The organism is Dorea sp. D27 (assembly GCF_001185345.1).
In the GTDB taxonomy this organism is placed as follows: Bacteria; Bacillota; Clostridia; order Lachnospirales; family Lachnospiraceae; genus Extibacter.
The window spans coordinates 1114202-1130984 of record NZ_KQ236743.1; the positions used below are offsets into that span (position 1 = coordinate 1114202).

Annotated in this window: 14 protein-coding genes; all 14 read right to left on the reverse strand. The window is 49.7% G+C overall.

The annotated features are described in order from the left end of the window. Nucleotides 1-53: 53 nt before the first annotated feature. Nucleotides 54-746 carry a flavodoxin family protein gene (locus tag HMPREF0980_RS05285; protein ID WP_049728046.1) on the reverse strand — a complete coding sequence of 231 codons (693 nt, stop codon included), beginning with the start codon at nucleotides 744-746 and terminating at the stop codon, nucleotides 54-56. A gap of 148 nt (nucleotides 747-894) precedes the next feature. After that, on the reverse strand, nucleotides 895-2094 hold the full coding sequence (locus HMPREF0980_RS05290; RefSeq protein WP_049728047.1) for an NADP-dependent isocitrate dehydrogenase: 1200 nt from the start codon (nucleotides 2092-2094) through the stop codon (nucleotides 895-897). 24 nt (nucleotides 2095-2118) lie between these two features. Continuing rightward, on the reverse strand, nucleotides 2119-2772 hold the full coding sequence (locus tag HMPREF0980_RS05295; RefSeq protein WP_049728048.1) for a GntR family transcriptional regulator: 654 nt from the start codon (nucleotides 2770-2772) through the stop codon (nucleotides 2119-2121). 23 nt (nucleotides 2773-2795) lie between these two features. Further along, complete coding sequence (locus HMPREF0980_RS05300; protein ID WP_049728049.1) at nucleotides 2796-4187, reverse strand: 2-isopropylmalate synthase; 1392 nt, start codon at nucleotides 4185-4187, stop codon at nucleotides 2796-2798. Nucleotides 4188-4356: 169 nt separating this feature from the next. Beyond that, nucleotides 4357-5067 carry a response regulator gene (locus HMPREF0980_RS05305; RefSeq protein WP_049728050.1) on the reverse strand — a complete coding sequence of 237 codons (711 nt, stop codon included), beginning with the start codon at nucleotides 5065-5067 and terminating at the stop codon, nucleotides 4357-4359. Then, the gene (locus HMPREF0980_RS05310) at nucleotides 5064-7709 is read right to left on the reverse strand and encodes a sensor histidine kinase (protein WP_049728051.1); all 2646 of its coding nucleotides are present in this window, start codon (nucleotides 7707-7709) and stop codon (nucleotides 5064-5066) included. Before HMPREF0980_RS05310 ends, HMPREF0980_RS05305 begins: the two co-directional genes overlap by 4 nt. 60 nt (nucleotides 7710-7769) lie before the next feature. Then, the gene (locus HMPREF0980_RS05315) at nucleotides 7770-8195 is read right to left on the reverse strand and encodes a tetratricopeptide repeat protein (protein WP_242847341.1); all 426 of its coding nucleotides are present in this window, start codon (nucleotides 8193-8195) and stop codon (nucleotides 7770-7772) included. Between the two features lie 247 nt (nucleotides 8196-8442). Beyond that, nucleotides 8443-8916 (reverse strand): DUF1653 domain-containing protein, encoded by a 474-nt coding sequence (locus HMPREF0980_RS05320; protein ID WP_242847342.1) that lies wholly within the window; start codon nucleotides 8914-8916, stop codon nucleotides 8443-8445. An 18-nt stretch (nucleotides 8917-8934) separates the two neighbouring features. Next, entirely contained in the window at nucleotides 8935-10149 is a 1215-nt protein-coding gene (gene ilvA / locus HMPREF0980_RS05325; protein WP_049728053.1) for a threonine ammonia-lyase, read from the reverse strand. Nucleotides 10150-10175: 26 nt separating this feature from the next. Beyond that, entirely contained in the window at nucleotides 10176-11150 is a 975-nt protein-coding gene (gene ftsY, locus HMPREF0980_RS05330; protein WP_198146163.1) for a signal recognition particle-docking protein FtsY, read from the reverse strand. A gap of 8 nt (nucleotides 11151-11158) precedes the next feature. Beyond that, entirely contained in the window at nucleotides 11159-14719 is a 3561-nt protein-coding gene (gene smc, locus HMPREF0980_RS05335; RefSeq protein ID WP_049728054.1) for a chromosome segregation protein SMC, read from the reverse strand. A 7-nt stretch (nucleotides 14720-14726) separates the two neighbouring features. Continuing rightward, entirely contained in the window at nucleotides 14727-15422 is a 696-nt protein-coding gene (gene rnc, locus HMPREF0980_RS05340) for a ribonuclease III (RefSeq protein WP_049728055.1), read from the reverse strand. Between the two features lie 59 nt (nucleotides 15423-15481). Beyond that, complete coding sequence (gene acpP, locus HMPREF0980_RS05345) at nucleotides 15482-15715, reverse strand: acyl carrier protein (protein ID WP_006444189.1); 234 nt, start codon at nucleotides 15713-15715, stop codon at nucleotides 15482-15484. Between the two features lie 35 nt (nucleotides 15716-15750). Beyond that, nucleotides 15751-16773 (reverse strand): phosphate acyltransferase PlsX, encoded by a 1023-nt coding sequence (gene plsX / locus HMPREF0980_RS05350; protein ID WP_049728056.1) that lies wholly within the window; start codon nucleotides 16771-16773, stop codon nucleotides 15751-15753. Nucleotides 16774-16783: the final 10 nt, after the last annotated feature.

Consider the following 16783-nt stretch of genomic DNA (forward strand, 5'->3'; position numbering starts at 1 on the left):
AGGGGTCAGACCCCTGTTAACACAGGGGTCTGACCCCTAACAATTCTGACAATTTATTTCCACGGACGTACTCTCCCAAGCCATCCCTTTTCTTCCCAGTACTTCTTATCTACTTCTGTCGTGCCTATTTTTTTCTGCATGATTCTCATGATGTGGAACAAGACTTTCGCCCGCAATGCCGGCGTCACCTTCGCCGCATCATGCTCTATCTTCAGTGCGAGATTATTAACCGCTGTCTCTATCTTCTCCCTGCTGCTGTCGTCTATTCCGGCGCCTAGAGCGATGCCGTAAGTGTATATCCTCGCCACGCCCCAGTATCTCAGGCTGTCTGTCATGTCCCGCAATGCTTTTTTCATTCCGCTTCCGGCGGCCGTGGTGATGCACACTGCCTGCTTTCGGAACATGGACGCTTCCGGGCGGTGCACCATCCACCGGTATCCATAGTGGTCCAGAAACGCTTTCAGCTGGCCAGGCACGTGATATACAATTACCGGAGCCGTGAACACGAGGAGATCCGCCTCGTCAATCATCTCTGTAATCCGGCGCATGTATATGAGGTAATCAGGGCATTTCTTCTCATCCTGGCAGATGCACACGGCACATCCCCGGCAGAATTCCGGCATATCCCTCGGCAGGAACAGCTCTTTCACCGTATCCCCCTCCGTCGCCGTCTTTTCTATAAACATCTTTCCTATCGTATATGTGGACCCCTTCCGCATGGTTCCGTTAATCATCAGTATATTCATCTCGGTTCTCCCCTTTTCGTCCTTACATCGGTGTCTTACTACTGTATACCCTTGTATTCGGGTACAGGCCTTCCGTCACTTTGGTACACCACAAAACACGATTTGGTACGTAACCTTTTTGAAAAGGATCACGTACCAAAATTAGTTTTTATGCGAGCTTTTCCGCGATTGCCTTTATAAATCCTTCGCTGTCCAGCACCGTCGGGTTCTCCATCGTCGTGATAAGTGCCAGGTCTTTTGTCATCCGGCCCTCCTCTATCGTATCTATCGTCGCCTTCTCAAGCCTGTCCGCGAACTCCATAAGTTCATCGCTGCCATCCAGCTCCCCGCGCTTCCTGAGCGCGCCGGACCATGCAAAAATCGTGGCCACGGAGTTCGTGGATGTCTCTTCTCCGTTCAGGTGCTTATAGTAATGTCTCTGCACCGTGCCGTGGGCCGCCTCGTATTCATAGTATCCTTCCGGGGATACGAGTACGGAGGTCATCATCGCGAGAGAACCAAAGGCCGAGGATATCATGTCGCTCATCACATCTCCGTCGTAATTCTTGCACGCCCATATATAGCCTCCCTCTGACTTCATGACACGGGCGACCGCATCGTCAATGAGCGTGTAGAAATAGGTAATGCCCGCCTCTTTGAACTTATCCTCATACTCTTCTTCAAAGATTTCCTGGAAAATATCCTTGAATGTATGGTCATACTTCTTGGAAATCGTATCTTTTGTGGCAAACCAGAGATCCTGCCCGATATCCAGAGCATAATTGAAGCAGCTGCGTGCAAAGCTCTCAATGGATTCATTGATATTGTGCATTCCCTGAACGATACCGGCTCTGTCAAATCTATGTACCAGCTCCCGGCTCTCAGAACCGTCATCAGCCGTATATACGAGCTCCACTTTCCCCCCTCCAGGTATTTTCATCTCAGCGCCTTTGTATACATCACCGTAGGCATGCCTTGCAATCGTAATCGGCTTCTTCCAGTTCTTCACGCATGGCTCAATCCCTTTGACTACGATAGGCGCCCGGAACACCGTTCCATCAAGGATGGCACGAATCGTCCCGTTGGGGCTCTTCCACATCTCTTTTAAATCGTACTCTTCCATACGGGCGGCATTCGGCGTGATGGTAGCGCACTTGACTGCCACTTTATATTTCTTCGTCGCGTTCGCAGAGTCTACCGTCACCTGATCGTCGGTTGCATTCCTGTGCTCAAGCCCGAGATCATAATATTCCGTGTTCAATTCGACAAAAGGTTCCAGCAGATTCTCTTTTATCATCTGCCAGAGGATTCTTGTCATCTCGTCACCATCCATCTCTACGATTGGTGTTGTCATCTTGATTTTTGCCATTTTTCTGTAACTCTCCTTTTCTTTTTACTCCTCTATGTGAAGGTTCTCCATCACCTTCATAATATGCTCGTTGGCGAGCCGTTCCGCCCTGCAGGCATCTTTCTGCCTGATAGCTTCCAGTATGGCCCGGTGCTCCTCTATGGACTTTTCCGCCCGCTCCTTCGCACCAACGGACATCGTTCTCGCCATCTGCACATATTTATGAAAATCAGATAATACATGTTCCAGTATACGACTATCTGACGCTTCATACAAGACTTTATGAAACTTTCCATCCAGTTCACTCACCTGCTCCGCCTGCTCGTTCCCCTTCTTCCTCAGATGGTATTCCGACAGCAGGATGATTTCTTCCAGCTCCTCAATCTGCTTCTCTGTAATATGCTCTGTCGCCCAATGTGCACAGAGCCCTTCCAGCATGGACCGGATCTTATAGATGTCATGCACGTCTTTCTGCGTAATGCCGGTCACATAAGCCCCTTTGTTCGGCACTATCGAGACAAGCCCTTCCAGCTCCAGCTGGCGCAGCGCCTCTCTGACGGGAGTCCTGCTGACCCCCAGCGTCTCACCTATCGTAATCTCTCTCAGCTCATCATGTTCTTTATATACCCCGGAGAGGATATCCTCTCTCAGCTTCTGGAACACCCTTCCCCGCAGCGAGCGGTCCTGATACTCTTCCATTGCGTCTTCTTACCCCCGATTCATTATTTAAGGCTGATGCCAAGCTGTGCGCAGGTGCTTTCAATGACACTTGTAAGCTCCTCGTCCGTCAGCACGGTGACACGTCCGTCCTCATACTCTTTGTCGACCCAGGCCTTTACCATCCCTACAAGCTCCGAGCCCTTATCTACCTGCATGGCACCGCGCAGGCGGTAATATGTATTGATCCAGTGGGCGATGCCCGCCAGGCCGGAAGTATTGGATACCGCTACGAGCGCAGGACGGTTTAAAAACTTCTCCGTATCAAATATATTATAAATCTCTTGATTTTTCAATAGCCCGTCTGCATGTATTCCGGCCCTTGTCACATTAAAGTTTTTTCCGACGAAAGGAGTCCTGGAAGGAACCCTGTATCCAATCTCCTTCTCATAGTATTCCGCAAGCTCCGTTATCGCTGTCGTATCCATGCCGTCAAGCGTCCCCCGTATCTGGGCATACTCGAATACCATAGCCTCGAGCGGAGTATTGCCGGTCCTCTCCCCGATACCGAACAAGGAACAGTTTACCCCGCTGGCACCATACAGCCACGCTGTCGTCGAGTTGCTGACGGCTTTATAAAAATCGTTGTGTCCATGGAATTCCATCAGGCTGCTTGGAACTCCGGCATGGACACGCAGTCCGTAGATGATGCCCGGTATCGAACGGGGAATCACCGCACCAGGATAATTCACACCATAGCCCATCGTGTCACATACACGTATCTTTATCGGTATCTTGTACTCCTCCATCAGATGCATCAGCTCAAGGCAGAACGGAATAACGAAACCGTAAATATCCGACCTTGTTATATCTTCCAGATGGCAGCGGGGACGGATCCCCGTCTCCAGGCATTCCCGTATTACAGAAAGGTAATGCTCCATCGCCTCGCGTCTTGTCATCTTCAGCTTGTAAAATATATGATAGTCCGAGCAGCTCACGAGAATACCTGTCTCTTTAAGGCCAATCTCCTTAACAAGCTCAAAGTCCTTCCTGCTGGCCCGGATCCAGCTCGTCACTTCTGGAAATTCATAACCTCTCTCGAGACATCTGTATACCGCGTCCCTGTCCTTGCCGCTGTATAAAAAGAATTCACACTGCCTTATCTTCCCTTTCGGACCGCCAATCCTGTGGAAATAATCGTACATGGACACAATCTGTTCTGTGCTGTAAGGAGCCCTCGACTGCTGGCCATCCCGGAAGGTCGTATCTGTAATCCATATCTCATCCGGCATGCTGTGCGGTACGATACGGTCATTAAAAGCAATTTTCGGTATCTCGTCATAATGAAACAAGTTGCGGAACACGTTGGGCTTCTCCACGTCCACAAGCGGATACATATGCTCCTCCAGCTGTAATAGATTCGTATGTTTGTCAAGATACACTTTCCTGTCTTCCATCATCATCTCTCCTTAAAATGAAATAGTACGGCACTTTAACGTGGTACCGCCTCAATATGTATAATTGTATACAATTATACATTGTATGTCAAGTCAAAAAAAGGAGGCAGGCTCTTACGACGCCTGCCTCCTTCCATCGTTACATTGCTGCAGCGATGGGCCTGCCTCTTCAGTTCAGCCTGACCATCCGGTATCCGATACCTATATGAGTCTGGATACACTGTGGCTGGCCGCTGTCCTTTTCAATTTTCTTCCTGAGGGAAGCCATATATACACGAAGCGACGACATATCGCTTTCGATAGCATTGGCCCACACCTTATCCAGAATAAACTGATACGTCAATACCTTGCCGACATTCTGAGCCAGAAGACAGAGAAGGCTGTATTCCAGCGGCATCAGATGAATTTCCTTTTCTCCTACATGCACGGTTCCCGCTCCATAATCAATCGTGAGGCTGCCATTGTGAAATATGCTCGCCTCATTGTCTCCCTTCTGTGTAAGATACTGTATCCGTCTAAGCGTAGAGCGCAGTCTGGCCAGAAGCTCCTCTACGCTGAACGGTTTGGTAAGATAGTCATCCGCCCCGGCGTCAAGCGCATCCACCTTGTCTCTGTCATCACTTCTTGCGCTGATTACTATGATGGGGGCGACAGACCATGTACGTATCTTCTTGATCACATCCACGCCGTCCATGTCCGGCAGCCCCAGATCCATAAGGATGATGTCAGGATTTCCTGAAGCTGCGGACATAACTGCCTGACCGCCGTTCACGGAAGTCATATACTTATAATTTTGAGATTCCAGTGTTGTCGCTATCAGATTTCTGACCGGCGCGTCGTCCTCTACCACAAGAACATAAGGTTTACCATCTGCTGTCATAGTATCACATCCTCCACTTCAAGTTCAAATCTGAATATCGTACCTTTCGGAACATTGTCATATACTTTTATCTCTCCGCCATGGGCATTGATAACCGCCTGGCAGAGCGTAAGTCCAAGCCCCATTCCACGCCTGCCGTCCGCCACCGAATTGCAGGACGTATAAAACATCTGAAACAGCTTTGGCTTCTCACTGTCTGGAATGCCCGGCCCGTTGTCGGAGACGGAGACGACCGCCCTGTCTCCGATGCGCTTCGCCCTTATCCATATCTCCGAATGGGGAGGCGTGTATTTGACCGCATTATCTATAAGGTTGATGATTACCTGCAGCATAAGCTTTACATCTATCCGGACCATCAGAAGTTCATCACACTCCACCCGGATGCTCTGCATCCTTCCCCTCCGGTTGACATGTTTGAGCGCTTCTGTGATGACATCTTCCACAATCTCTCCCTGTATGTTCAATTTCATGGAACCGTTCTCGATTCTTGTGACTGACAGAAGATTTTCAACGAGGTTGATAAGCCATATAGAGTCATCATATATGTCCTTATAGATAGCTTTTCTCTGCACAGTGCCTAACTGGCTGTCATTCCCCATCAGCGTCTCCGCGTTGCCCGAAATACTCGTCAGCGGGGTCCGCAGATCATGTGATATGGAACGAAGCAGATTGGCCCTCAGCTGTTCTTTCTGAAGCTTCATGTCCGCCTCTTTCCTTTCGATGATCAGCTCTTCCTTCTCCAGCGCAAATGCACATTCGTTTAATATCGCACCCATGATGCCCTCTTCAAACGCGGAGATGTCTCTGTGCTCCATATCGATTGCAACGACGGCAAATACTTTGTCTGTGCTGCGTACCGCCATGCACAGGCAACGGGCACCCGGGAGCGTCTGTGTGGAAAAACCGGCGTGTTTATTATTCCGGTACGTCCACTGTGCGACTGCCAGCTCCGAATCGCCCAGCGCGTCACTGGCTTCCTCATCTGCTTTGCACACGACCGGCCGGCTGTCCTTCCCTGGTTTTCCGAGATAGAAATAGACATTGCGCTCCAGCAGCATATTCAGCTGTTCCGCCGTCCGTCCAGCTATGTTTTCGAGGGAACCGGCGTCCTGGAGCTTACGGCTTGTCTCAAGAAGTATCTCTGTCCTGTATGCTTTCTTCGCATTCTGCTGTGCGTAATTCTTAACCTTTTTCGTCAGCGCTGAACTGATGACAGCGGTTATGAACATGACACAGAAGGTAATCAGATAACCTGGGTCGTTTACCTGCAGTGTCCTGTACGGCTCCGTGAAGAAAAAATTAAAGATGAGGATACTCATCACGCTGGCTATGATCCCCCATATCTGCCGGCTTGTGAATACGGCAGACATAAGGACGCCGATCATATACACCATCACGACATTGGCCGCGCTGAATCCAAAGAAACGGTTCAGCAGAAATGCTATCGCCGTTGAGCATAAAAGGCCCAAAGCACAGATTCCAGCGTCTGTCCATATCCGTTTCTGCTCCACAGCCGGCTTCTTCCTTTTCCTCACCGATTTATACTTCCTGTCATATGCATCCGGAATCAGAAAAATCTCCAGAGACGGGGCCAGCCTGCTCAATTGTTCTGAAAAGCTGTCTTTTATGAACAGAAGCCTGCGCTTCGTATACGTCCTGCCAAGCACAATCTTCGTGACACGTGCAACTTCTGCATAAGCTGCAATCTCTTCCACGATATCGCTGCCGTACGAGGTTACGACCTTTGCACCGAGCTGTTCTGCCAGACGGGTATTCTCATTGAGCTGCCGGATATCCTCCCTTGACATCTCAGACGCTTCCGGCGTCTCTACATAAAGTGCCGTAAACTTTCCATGGAAAGCCACTGCCATTCTGGATGCCTGCCGGATTACCGTACCATTGGACGGTGACGGCGACAGGCAGATGAGGATATGCTCTGCCGTCTCACGCTTGGAATGAGCCATTGCTGCCTGGGCAAGATTCACGCGGTCCGCCATTCTTCTCAGGGCAATTTCCCTCAGAGAGAGGAGCTTATCTTTTGTAAAAAAATTGTACATCGCCCTGTCTGCCCGGTTCTCCCCGTATATCCTGCCCTTTTTCATTCGCTCCAGGAGTTCCTCTGGCTCAATATCAACCAGCTCTACCTGTTCCGCTTTGTCGAACACCGAATCCGGGATGCGCTCTCTTACGACAATCCCGGTTATTCCTGAGATGGTGTCATTCAGACTCTCTACATGCTGTACATTGACTGTCGTATAGACATCGATACCTGCCTGAAGCAGTTCCTTGATATCCTGGTACCGCTTTTCATGACGGCATCCTGCCGCGTTCGTGTGCGCGAGCTCATCTACAAGAATCAGTTCTGGCTTCCGCTCAAGCGCTGCCTCCAGGTTAAATTCTTTCAGCGCCAGCTTATGATACTTCAATTCTTTCAGCGGCAGCATCTCCAGCCCTTGTGTCAGAGCCATCGTCTCCGCTCTCGTATGAGGTTCGATATAGCCGGCCACTACATCTATTCCGGATTCCTTCGCTTTCTGCGCAGACTGCAGCATGGCGTAGGTTTTCCCTATGCCCGCCGCATACCCAAAAAATATCTTCAGTTTACCACGTCTGGGCTGTTCTTTTCTTTCTTCTGATTCCATCTTTTTCACCTGCGTATATCTTACTTCAAAATATCATGCGGCGCAAGAATTTTTAGGTTTCTAAGCAGCGCCTGCCTTCTTTTGGTGTACAGTCAGCAGGCTCTTCAGGAAAAAACTCGTCTTCTGGACAATTCCCGGTTCTCTTTTCGGCATACAGTCTTCCATCGTATAGGCGGGCTCTACCTCTCCTTTCCTGTCATAGATGGAATAGGCGTCCATATTACGGTTCGCCGGGACAAAAGTGGAGTCCAGCGACCATGCTGCGCGGAAATGCTTCATGGCCTCCGGATGCTTCCCCTGTTTTTCCAGCACGATACCCATCAGATTGTGTGGAACAGCACTGTCGGGATACATTTCCATATATTGGGGAATCTCCTCCATGCAGGCCGCCCAGTCATCCTTCTTGACATATTCCTTTATCAATCTGCAAAGATTGCTCAACTCCTGCTCTTCTCTGCTCATCTGATCCTTTTCACCGTTTTTCATGTATCATTACCTCCTGAACTTCTTCCTTCTTTCTAAACAAATCATAACAGGTGGGAGATAAAATAGGTGTTAAAGGAGATGCCTGATATATTAAAATAGTATTAAATTAGCCGCAGTGGGACTGGTTTCCAATCCCTTTTCTAAAGGAAGTGATAGCTGAGACGGGAAAGCATCCGGCTTTCCCGTCTCAGCTATCTGGAGTCTGCGTTCTTCGCATCTTTTATCTTACAGCCTGTTTTCTACTTCTTTACCTCCCCCTCCTGTTTTCAAATCGTATCAAAGTCTTCAGATAATGCATAAGGCCTTCATAGCGCAGATCCAGATCTTCGCTGTTCTCCACATAGTCCAGACTCATGGCCGCCGCGCTTAGGAAGTCCTCTGTCATGTTCATCCTTTCCCTCTGCAGGAATTCAACCTTTTCCTCTTTCGTATCCAGATCCAGAAACTCCATAATCAGGCTCCGTTCTTCCCCGATCGGATCTCCATCCTCTCCTTCCAGCTGGAAGCGGAACTCCTGTGCCGTGTCCGGATATTTCTCTCTGTCCACCCTGCTCATGAACTGCTCAAGCGGTCTGGCGTATACCGGATGTTCCCCGTACAGCCCTTCATAGACGACAAGCTGCTGGGCAGTTTCAGAATGGGATGCTACCGCCAGAACCTGATATCGGTTTCCTTTGAAGTGACGGTAGCATTCTCCCTTCTGTGGAATGTGATGTTCCATATGCATATCCCCTTTACATTAATATAATTTTGCACCGATTTCTCTTGGGCGGAATCCCTCGTCTTCCAGCGCCTGCATAATCTCATGCTTATGCTCTGTACCGAATGCCTCCATAGTGATACGCAGTTCCACAGCCGCATTTCGGTTCGTGCTTACAAACTGGTTATGTTCCAGCTTGATTACATTTCCCTGGGCGTCTGCTATCGTGGAAGCGACGCGCACGAGTTCACCCGGCTTATCCGGAAGGAGTACAGATACGGAGAAGATACGGTCTCTCTGTATAAGTCCGTGCTGAACGATAGAGGACATCGTGATTACATCCATGTTGCCCCCGCTTAAGATTGCTACCGCCTTCTTTCCCTTTAAATCCAGCTGTTTCAGCGCGGCTACGGTGAGCAGCCCGGAATTTTCCACGACCATCTTGTGGTTCTCTACGAGATCCAGGAATGCGCCAATCAGCTCGTCATCTTCCACCGTAACTATCCGGTCCACATTCTCCTGGACATACGGGAATATCTTTTCACCGACCCGTTTTACAGCCGTGCCGTCTGCTATCGTATTGGCGCTTGGCAGCGTGACAGGGGCGCCTTCAGCGAGCGCCGCCGTCATGCTGGCTGCCTGTGCCGGTTCTACGCCGATTACTTTGATTTTAGGATTCAGCATCTTTGCCAGGGTAGACACACCCGAGATCAGTCCGCCCCCGCCGATCGGAGCCAGTATGTAATCTACCGTGGGCAGCTCCTGTACGATTTCCATCGCAATGCTTCCCTGCCCGGTTGCAACGTCAAGGTCATCAAACGGATGGACGAACGTATATCCATTCTCCTCCGCAAGTTTTAAGGCATGCTCACACGCGTCATCGTAGACATCCCCGTGAAGGATTACTTCGGCACCGTAGCTCTTTGTACGGTTTACCTTGATGAGCGGGGTCACTGTCGGCATTACGATGGTCGCTTTACATCCATATTTTTGCGCCGCGTAGGCAACTCCCTGGGCATGGTTGCCTGCAGAGGCGGTAATCAGTCCCTTCCCACGTTCTTCTTCTGACAGGGTACTGATTTTATAATAAGCACCTCTAACTTTATATGCACCTGTATACTGCATATTCTCAGGCTTCAGGTATATCTTTCCGCCGCTTGGCTGGCTTAGATATTCACTGTAGACCAGTTTGGTGGGATTGGTTACATTTTTTACGAGCTCGCTTGCCTGCTCGAATTTCTCTAGTGTCATCATACGAATACCTCCCTTTTTTCTCGTATTTATTCTTCCGGCTTTTCAGTCGTGAATAACGCGTTAACAAATGCATCTGCATCAAATTTCTGCAAATCTTCTATCGTCTCTCCCACACCGATATATTTGACCGGTATTCCAAGCTCTGCCTGGATAGCTACCGCGATTCCTCCCTTTGCGGTCCCGTCCATCTTCGTCAGGATAATTCCCGTGATGTCGGCGACTTCATTAAACTCTCTGGCCTGCATGAGAGCATTCTGTCCGGTCGTTGCATCGAGCACGACCAGCGTCTCTCTGTATGCACCGGGGAATTCCCGATCAATAATACGGTTCATCTTCTTCAGCTCTTCCATGAGGTTCTTCTTATTGTGGAGCCTGCCCGCCGTATCGCACAGGAGCACATCTGCGTGACGGGCTTTTGCCGCTGCCACCGCGTCATATACGACAGAAGCCGGATCTGAGCCCTCCTGCCCGCCAATCAGTTCCGCCTGCGCCCGGTCTGCCCATTCCTTCAGCTGCTCCCCCGCAGCCGCGCGGAACGTATCCGCCGCCGCAAGTACCACTTTTTTATGTCGGCTTCTGAGCTTTCCTGCAAGTTTTCCGATTGTCGTCGTCTTTCCGACGCCGTTTACACCGATGACCATCACGACAGAAGTCTTATCTTCAAATTCATAAGCTGTCTCTCCGATATCCATCTGCTCCTTGATGCTGTCAATGAGGAGCCGGCGGCATTCGGAAGGCTCTTTAATATGCATGGCCCTGACCTTTTCTCTCAGGTCTTCCAGTATGCCGTCAGTTGCCTGAACCCCAAGATCGCCCATTATGAGCACTTCTTCCAGCTCCTCATAAAATGCTTCATCAATCTTGGAAAATCCACTGAAAATGCTGTCCATGCCTGAGATGATGTTATCTCTCGTCTTCGTCAGGCCTGATACGAGCCGGCTGAAAAAGCCTTTTTTCTCTTCAGATTCCTTCATTTCTTCTATAATTACTTCCTCGGACATAAACCCTCCTATTTATCCAGCTGTTCTTCCAGAAGGCTTACGGATACCATCGTCGATATACCTTTTTCCTGCATCGTAATTCCGTAAAGCCTGTCTGCCGCTGTCATCGTTCCTCTTCTATGCGTGATAACTATAAACTGTGTATTCTTCGTCAGTTTATGCAGATATTTTGCAAATCTTACGACATTGCTGTCATCGAGAGCCGCCTCAATCTCATCCAGAAGGCAGAATGGCGACGGCTTCAGGTTCTGTATGGCAAATAGCAGGGCAATTGCAGTGAGCGCCTTCTCACCACCTGACAGCTGCATCATATTCTGCAGCTTCTTCCCCGGCGGCTGAGCGATGATCCGGATTCCAGCTTCCAGGATATCCTCATCCTCCATCAGCTCAAGGGTTCCTTTCCCTCCGCCAAACAATTCCTTGAACACATGGTCAAATTCTACCGATATCAGGTCAAACTGCTCCCTGAACTGCCTGCGCATGGCCTCGTCAAGTTCCTCTATAATCTGTAAGAGCGTAGCTTCTGCCTCGACGAGGTCATCATGCTGGTTTTTCAGGAACTCATATCTCTCCGACAGATTCTTATAATCCTCGATGGCATTGACATTGACGTCGCCTAGTCCCTTGATTTCACTCTTCAGCACCTGTATCTGCTTTTTCATCATTGCAAGGTCGGTAAGCGTCTCATCTCTTATCTCCTGCGCGTGGTTGTATGTGACCTCGTATTCTTCCCACATATAGTTCATCTGCTTTTCAGAAGCTTCTTCATAACTTTCCTTCTGGCTCTCAAGACGGAATATTTCCTTATCCAGCTCTGACATATGGCTGGACAGGTCTTCCCTTTTCTGGAGGAATACTTTATGCTTCTTGTTCAAGTCTTCCCGCTCCTGCTTGAACCTCTCAATTTCCTGCTGGATTTCGACGAACAGCTCTTTTGAATTCAGTATGGTGCCCTTTAGATCTTCAATCTGTTCCTGCTTTTCTTCTATTTCCCTGGAAGTGCCGCCTTTATTAGCCTCTAGCTCGCTCAGCTCTTCCTGGAACTTGGCGATCTCGTCCTGGATACGTCCGGTATTCTCAAGCAGGAATGCGTGTTTCTGCTCAAGTCCCGCATAAGCCAGATGAATCTCTTCCGCGGCTTTCTGCTTCCGGCTCTCCTCTTCCCGCACGCCTTCCAGCGTCTTCTGCTCTTCCTCTATCCTGTCTGTGAGCTCTTTTTCTAGACTCTCCGAAGTATCAAGCTCTACATTGATGGACTCCTGATTGTCGATGATATCCGTTATCTGCCCATCCAGTTCCTCGGCTTCCTTTGTCAGGGCGGATGCAGAATTTCTGGCGGAACGGATTCTAGCCTCCGCCTGGTCTACATTCATCTTCGCCGTATTCTGGATGACATATGCTTTCTGCAGCCTGCTTTTCAGTTCTTCCAGCCTGTCATAATACCCGGAGCGCTCCTGCCGCAGCGCATCGGAGGATGCCTCCAGCTCGTCCATCTCTTTCTTGAGCTGTCGGACCGTCTTTTCAAATTCTTCTATCTCACGGCGCCTGCTCAGCAGATTGCTTGAGTTCTTGAAGGCGCCGCCGGTCATGGAGCCCCCCGGATTGATCAGCTCTCCTTCCAGCGTTACGATACGGATAGACTGCCTGTACTTGCGTGCGATGGCTATGCCGTGGTCGATGTGGTCCACGACGAGCGTTCGCCCAAGAAGATACTCTGCCAGCCCTTGGAACCGTTCCTCTGTCATGACGAGCTTATCCGCCGTACCGATCACGCCGGGTTCTTTCAATGCCTCCTGCCTGTAGATTCCACCGTTGGCCTTGATACTTGTGAGCGGAAGGAAGGTCGCCCGCCCGAACTTGTTCTGTTTCAGGTACTGGATCATGCGTTTCGCCGTGTCCTCATCTGCGGTGACAATGTTCTGTATGCTGCCGCCAAGCGCAGTCTCTACGGCAATCTCATATTCCTTGCCGACTTTGATGATGTCCGCCACCACACCGAGAAGCCCTTTTTCCTTTTCCCTGTTGTCCATCACCTTCCGGATGCTGTTGCCGTAGCCGTCATACCGTTCCGTGATATTCTTTAGAGACTCCAGCCTGGACTGCTCCCTGTGGTATGCGGTCTGTCCGATTCGGAACTGCTCGGTCTGTCCCGCAAGCTTATCCTGAAGCTCCTTAATCTTGTCGTCGTATGAACTGCTCTCTTCGGTCAGCTCGATAATCTGGCCCGAAATCTCCTCAAGCTCTTTTTGGAACCCCTCCAGATGCACTTCTTGTTCGGATGCCTCTTTCACAGACTCTGCAGCCTGTTCGGTCATCTGGCTTTTTCTCACCTGTATCTGCTCCAGCATCGTATCATAACGCTGAATCTTGGCCTTGGTGGAAGCTCTGTTGTTGAGCAGTTCGATGATGTCCTTCTTATTGCTTTCTATAGACGCCGTCAGCGTAGCGATCTTCGTCTCCACTTCAATGAGCTGTGCTCTGGCGTCACGTTCCAGCCTTCCTTTTTCATCCAGTTCCATCTGGATGCTCTCCTGCTCTTTCACAAGCTCTGAAAGCTGCTGTTCCCTCTCCGCAATCTCACTCTCAATCGTCTTGGCCCGCTGGTCATAGTGTTCATCATTCATATGCGCGCTGTGGATCTGTTCCTTCAATAGTGCTATCTGGTTCTCAAGCTGCTGTTTCAGCATATTTGTCTCATTCAGCTGGCTTTTTGCCTTTTCAATCGATGCGTCGATACTGTCTACCTGTTCTTCCACCGATTCATACTCTGCCTTCATTTCCGCATAACGGCCGCCGGCCTCGTCAAGCTCTGTACGCGCGTTTTCAAGCTTGCCGTCTATCCCTTTTATCTGCTCGCTTAGCCGTCTCGTCTCCAGCAGAAACATATTGATGTCATACTTCTTCAGCTCTTCCTTCTTCTTCAGGTATTCTCTTGCCTTTTCCGCCTGCTTCTCCAGCGGTCCCACCTGCTTCTCCAGCTCTGACAGTATGTCATTGACCCTGAGAAGATTCTGCCTTTCCTCTTCCAGCTTCTTCACGGACATATTCTTGCGCCGCTTGAACTTCACGATGCCAGCCGCCTCGTCGAACAATTCCCGGCGTTCCTCCGGCTTGCCGCTCAATATCTTATCTATCTGTCCCTGTCCGATGATCGAATATCCTTCCTTCCCGATCCCGGTATCGTAGAACAGCTCGTTGACATCCTTAAGACGGCAGGCGCCGCCGTTGATCAGATACTCACTCTCTCCTGAACGGTAGAGCTTTCTGGCCACCGTCACTTCCTCGTAGTCTATCGGCAGATGGTGGTCGGAATTGTCCAGAGTGATAGCCACAGATGCATAGCTCAGGGGCTTCCGGTTTTCTGTGCCTGAGAAGATGACGTCCTGCATGCTGCCTCCGCGCAGCTGCTTGACCCTCTGTTCGCCGAGTACCCACCGGACCGCATCCGCGACGTTGCTTTTCCCGCTCCCGTTCGGCCCTACGATGGCTGTTATGCCGTTGTGGAAATCAAATTTTATCTTATGTGCAAATGACTTGAATCCCTGCACTTCTATGCTCTTTAAATACATACTCCACCTACTTTATGTTCTTCTCGTGCAGCTTCAGAATGCTTTGATAGGCAGCTTCCTGCTCGGCTGCCTTCTTCGTCCGTCCACGTCCTGTACCGTACGCTTCCTCTCCAATGTGCACGGATACAAGAAAAGATTTGTCGTGGTCAGGCCCCTCTTCCCCAATAAGATGATAGGTTATCACATCTTTAAAGTTGGCCTGTACGATCTCCTGCAGGATAGTCTTGCTATCAAAAAAGAGTTTCTTATTCTCCAGGTCCCTCAGAATAAACCGTTCGATAAACTCTTTCGCATTAGCAAAACCACCATCGATATATATAGCTCCAATCAGCGCTTCCATCGCGTCAGACGTGATAGACTCTCTCTTACGTCCTCCCGTCGCATCCTCGCCCTTTCCCAGCAGGAGAAAATCTCCAATCTGTATCTCTCTGGCGCAGAACGCCAGCGCAGGTTCACACACCATTCCGGCTCTCGTCTTGGTCAGTTCCCCTTCCGGCATCTTCGTGTGTTCATAGAACAAGAACTCGCTGGATACGAGTTCCAGCACCGCATCACCGAGGAATTCGAGCCGTTCGTTACACTCATACTTGTGCAGATGCTGTTCATTGGCATATGAACTATGCATCATGGCCTTTTTCAGCAGGCCGAAATCCTTAAAAGTGTAGCCGATTCTTTTTTCCAGTTGCCTCAGATCCTGATTCATATAGCTGCTCTCCTCATAATGCGAAAAAGCCCTACCGGGCTTTTTCGCATCTTATATGCCTAGTTATTTGTCGCGTTTTTAATCTGTTCCACCGCATCGCCTACGGATACAATCTTCTCCGCATCATCATTATCGATTTCGATATCAAAGGTCTCTTCTATTCCCATAATTATCTGGAAAATATCTAAGGAATCAGCCCCCAAATCATCCACAAAAGTCGTCTCCATTGTAATGTCCCCTGCCTCAACATTCAATACATCTGCAATGATTTCCTGTAACTTTTCAAATTCCATACCATTTCTTCCTTTCTTATTCCATAGAGTAGTCTTTATTCAGCGGATGCAGCATCCGTTTGAATACAATTTTTAATCTTTTCATTAATTCTCTGCCGCTTAAATGTAACACACTGTATTAATGTATTCGTGACTTCCTTGGACTTTGAACTTCCGTGTGTCTTTACCACCAGCCCGTTCAGGCCAAGCAGCGGCGCTCCGCCGTGCTCGCTTGCATCAAACGCCTTAAGCGTCTCCTTTAAGGCCGGCTTTACGAGCAGTGCCCCGATTTTGCTTCTCAGGCTTGTCATCATTCCTGCTTTCACTTTTTTGATCAGGACATCTCCCACCCCTTCATAAAGCTTAAGTATGATATTTCCCGCAAAAGCCTCGCACACGATGACGTCTGCCGCCCCGTGAGGGATATCCCTCGCTTCGACGCTGCCGATAAAATGAATGCCTTTTGTCTCTTTCAGCAGAGGGAACGTCTCTTTGACAAGCGCGTTGCCCTTCTCTTCTTCCGCTCCGATATTGACTATCCCGACCCTGGGACGTTCCACACCTAATATACTCTCCATATATATGGATCCCATCTTAGCAAACTGTACGAGATGTGATGGCCTGGCATCCACATTGGCGCCACAGTCTATCAGAAGGGAAACCCCTGTTTTCGTCGGGATGAGCGGCGCAAGCGGCGGCCTCTCTACTCCCTTGATTCTTCCTACGAGCGTCTGTCCCCCGACGAGGATGGCGCCCGAACTTCCCGCTGACACGAAAGCGTCTGCCTCACCCGCTTTTACCATCTTCATGCCGACAACGATGGAAGAGTCCTTTTTTCTACGTATGGCGTTGACCGGGGGTTCTGCCGTCTCTATCACCTCTGTGGCATTCACAATTTCAATCTGGTCTCTGTCGTAAATACAGCCATCCAGCTCCTTTTGGATGGCCTCTTCCTTACCGACGAGATAAACTTTGATGCTTTTCTCTCTGGCAACGGCATCTACAGCACCCTTGACCATCTCGCCCGGGGCATTGTCACCGCCCATGGCATCCAGCGCTACTCTTGTAATTTCTGTCATTCTTTCTTCC